The sequence below is a fragment of the Trebonia sp. genome, from assembly GCF_049794275.1.
In the GTDB taxonomy this organism is placed as follows: Bacteria; Actinomycetota; Actinomycetes; order Streptosporangiales; family Streptosporangiaceae; genus Trebonia.
Genome location: NZ_JBARCR010000014.1, coordinates 1 through 3,572 on the forward strand (window position 1 = coordinate 1; position 3,572 = coordinate 3,572).

Consider the following 3,572-nt stretch of genomic DNA (forward strand, 5'->3'; position numbering starts at 1 on the left):
CGGAGTCCTTAGTACGAGAACTTCGCGGCTATCTCCTGTCAGCTGCCTAGCTCGGCGCGCAGCCGGACGGCGGCGGCGGACATCGCGGCCAGCTTGCCGAATGCCGTGTCGCGCGGGATGTACTTCATGCCGCAGTCCGGCGCCATCACCAGCCGGGAGGCGTCCACGTACGGCAGCGCCCGGCGGACCCGCTCCACGATCACGTCAGGCGTCTCGACCGCGGGATCGTTGAGGTCGATCACGCCGAGGATGATCGTCTTGCCGTCCAGCGAGCTCAGCACCGAACAGTCCAGCCCCGACTGCGCGGTCTCGATGGAGATCTGCTCCACATCGCAGGCCGCGAGCTCGGGCAGGAACGAGTAACCCGCGGGCCGCTCGTGGATGATCGCGGCGTAGCCGAAGCAGAGGTGCAGCGCCGTCGTGCCAAGCCCGGTCACGCCGTCGAGCGCCCGGTTGATCACCTTCACCCCGTACTGCGCAGCCTCGGCCGAGCGGGCCTGCAGGTATGGCTCGTCGAGCTGGACGATGTCCGCTCCCGCGGCGAACAGGTCGCGGATCTCCTCGTTCACTGCTTCCGCGTACCCGAAGGCCAGGGCCTCCTTGGACCCGTAGTAGTCGTCCTGTGCCTGCTGCGACATGGTGAACGGCCCCGGCACGGTGATCTTGACGGTCCGGGTGGTGTGCGCCCGCAGGAACTGCAGGTCGGAGACCTCGACCGGGTGCTTGCGCCGGATCGGGCCGACGACGCGGGGCACCGGGTTCGGGTGGCCGCTGCGGTCCAGCGCCGTTCCCGGGTTGTCGATGTCCACTCCGTCAAGCGCCGTCGCGAAACGGTTGGAGTAGCTCTCCCGACGGATCTCACCGTCGGTGATGATGTCGAGACCGGCGTCTTCCTGGGCGCGGATGGCCAGCAGGGTGGCGTCTCGCTGCGCCTGCTCGAGGAACTCCGGTGCGACGCGCCACAGCTCACGCGCGCGCACTCTGGGCGGGAAACGGCCGGCCAGCCGGCCGCGGTCAATCAGCCAGTCAGGCTGCGGGTAGCTTCCAACGAGTGACGCAGGCAGCAGCATGACATGCACGTTACGCGACGGGATCAGCCGTGGCTACGGCTACTGAGAACCGTGGTTTAGCAGCTTCGGTCGAAGACTTCCGCCTTCACGGTCGCGCCCCATTCGTAGATGACGCCGTTCGGTATCACCATGCTCAGGGAGAGCTTCGGCCCGACGCTGTAGTACTGGCCAGAGGGGTAGCAGCGGTTGAACCAGAGTTTGGCGCGCCAGGCCTGTTCCTGGGATGTGACCAGCGCGACAGACCGCCATGAGTACTGTTTCGCTAGCTTGGCGAAGGCCTCTGATTCCCCTTGGGTGGTATCCGGGTTGGGCTGAAAGCAGATCACCGTGGCGGATCCGACGTGCTCCGTGCAGATGCCCGGCGGCAGCCAGCCGAGCCCCTTGGAGAACACCAGGTAGGGCGCCCGGTTCTCGCGGGCCAGCTGCATGGCGTAATCCACCCGGTCGCCCGGGCCGCCGAGCACGACGATGGCGTCGACCTTGGCGGGCATGCCGGTCGCCGGCCAGACGAACAGCCGTGCCGTAACCGTGCCCAACAGGATGATCAGGACGAGGACCAGTATGGTGATCCCGCGCCAGAACCAGCGCTTCTTCGTCGCGTTTTTCAGGCTCTGAAGTTTCAGGCTCTGAAGATTCAAGCGTTGAAGTTTCAGGCGCTGCAGCACATTCCCCACCCAGACATAGGCGCCCAGTATTTCAGGCCCGGCGGGGCCTCCTTGCCGGTGTTCCGCTTTACAGAGGATGTTCTCAGGCCAGCCTCAGCTACTGGAGGATGTTCACCGCCCGCGCCACCACCAGCGCCACGGTCACGATCGAGATGGCCGACTGGAGAGTCATCGCCAGCTTCGCCCAGCGCGACAGCGGCATCGTGTCCGTCGGGCTGAACGCGGCGGCGTTGGTGAACGCGACGTACAGGTAGTCGGCGAACTGCGGTTCCCAGTGCGGCGGGGCCATCTCAGGACTGGTCATCTGCGGGAACTGGAAGTCCGGGTACGGATCCGTGCCCAGCGCCCTGGCGACCGGGCCGCCACGGTCGAACTCCCAGTACCACAGGCCGAACACGATCACGTTCGTCAGCCAGATCGAGCCGCCGGTGATCAGCAGCGACCCAGCCACCCAGTGCTGGTGCCCGCTGGTCAGGCCAGCGGCCAGCTGCACAAGCGACCACGCGTTCGCGAAGCTGATCAGCGCGGCCAGCGTGAGGCTGAACCACCGCAGCGCACGGGACTGACGGTTGATACGGTGCGGGTTCGCCACGACGAGGCAGATGAGCATCGCGCCCTCCAGCGCGGGCAGCACCCAGGAGGGACTCACCAGCATGAGCCGGTCAGGCACCGCGACCTGCAGCGCGATGGCCACCGCGGTACACAAAGCGACCTGCCAGCGTGCCTCACCCTCGGTGTGGCGGCGCCACGCGGGCAGCTGCGGCCGATGGCCGCCTTCGATGCGGGCGTGCAGCAGCGAGGTCGCGGGCATGCCCGCCGACTCCAGCCGCTGCGCGACGACGTGCTGCAGCTCGTCCAGCCGCTCGTGCAGCGACTGGATGCCGTTCAGCACATGCGTGTTGTCCGCTGGCGCGGTCTGGCTGACACCCCCTCCAGCGGGGTGCGCATCGTCGTCGCTGATCGCAGCCACAGCACCAGTCTGCCCGGCCCGTCAAGCCGGCGCGTAATCCTAGTGCGGGATTCCCGACACAACGTCCCCCACGCGGCCAAGCGCCTCCCCGAGCGCGACTCGTGCCTGCCCGCCCCGGCCAGCGGTGCCGTCAGCCGGCGCCTCGAGCCGGTCGGCCAGCCGGTACAGCGCGTAAAGCCCCTGCACGCCCGCCCACCTGGCCGGCTCAGGCTCCCAGGCCCGGCTGCGGTGCCCCACCCACGGCAAGGAAGTGAGCGGCGACTGCGCTCCCGCCACCAGGTCGGCAAGCGTGCGGCCGGCCAGGTTGGATGCGGCGACCCCGTGCCCCGAGTAGCCGCCCGCCCAGCCGAGGCCGGACGGCGCGTCGTAGCTGACCGAGGCGCACCAGTCGCGCGGCACGCCGAGCACACCGCACCAGGCGTGTTCGAGGCGCGCGTCGGCGGCGGCGGGAAACATCCGGCGCACGACCCCGCCGAGCGCGGCAGCCGTCGACGGCTCTGTGACTCCCAGCTGGTCGGTCGCGGAACCGAACCGGTACGGCACGCCGCGGCCGCCGACCGCGATCCGCCCGTCGGCGGTCCGCTGCGCGTACATGTACGCATGCGCCTCATCGGACAGCGTCTCGAAGCCGTCCCAGCCGATCTGCTTCCATACGCCTGCGGGCAGCGGCTCCGTCACCACCATCGAGCTGTTCATCGGCAGCAGCGCGCGCCGTGCCCCGGGGAGCCTGGCGGTGAACCCTTCGGTGCAGCGCAGCACCGACCTGGCCCGCACATCGCCGAACATCGTCCGCGCTACCGCGCCGGCACCGTCCGCACCGCCCGAGCCATCGGGCAGGATCTCCGTCACCGGGGTCGCCTCGTAGAT

At 68.8% G+C, this 3,572-nt stretch carries 4 protein-coding genes; all 4 read right to left on the minus strand.

Features of this window, described 5'->3' with window-relative positions:
* Nucleotides 1-38: 38 nt before the first annotated feature.
* Nucleotides 39-1,070 carry a uroporphyrinogen decarboxylase family protein gene (locus WA805_RS00375; protein WP_425241369.1) on the minus strand — a complete coding sequence of 344 codons (1,032 nt, stop codon included), beginning with the start codon at nt 1,068-1,070 and terminating at the stop codon, nt 39-41.
* Nucleotides 1,071-1,126: 56 nt separating this feature from the next.
* On the minus strand, nt 1,127-1,735 hold the full coding sequence (locus tag WA805_RS00380) for a YdcF family protein (protein WP_422326469.1): 609 nt from the start codon (nt 1,733-1,735) through the stop codon (nt 1,127-1,129).
* Between the two features lie 97 nt (nt 1,736-1,832).
* Complete coding sequence (locus WA805_RS00385) at nt 1,833-2,705, minus strand: hypothetical protein (RefSeq protein WP_425241370.1); 873 nt, start codon at nt 2,703-2,705, stop codon at nt 1,833-1,835.
* A 39-nt stretch (nt 2,706-2,744) separates the two neighbouring features.
* Nucleotides 2,745-3,572: NAD(P)/FAD-dependent oxidoreductase (locus tag WA805_RS00390; RefSeq protein WP_425241371.1), on the minus strand; the 828-nt coding region annotated here is incomplete at its 5' end.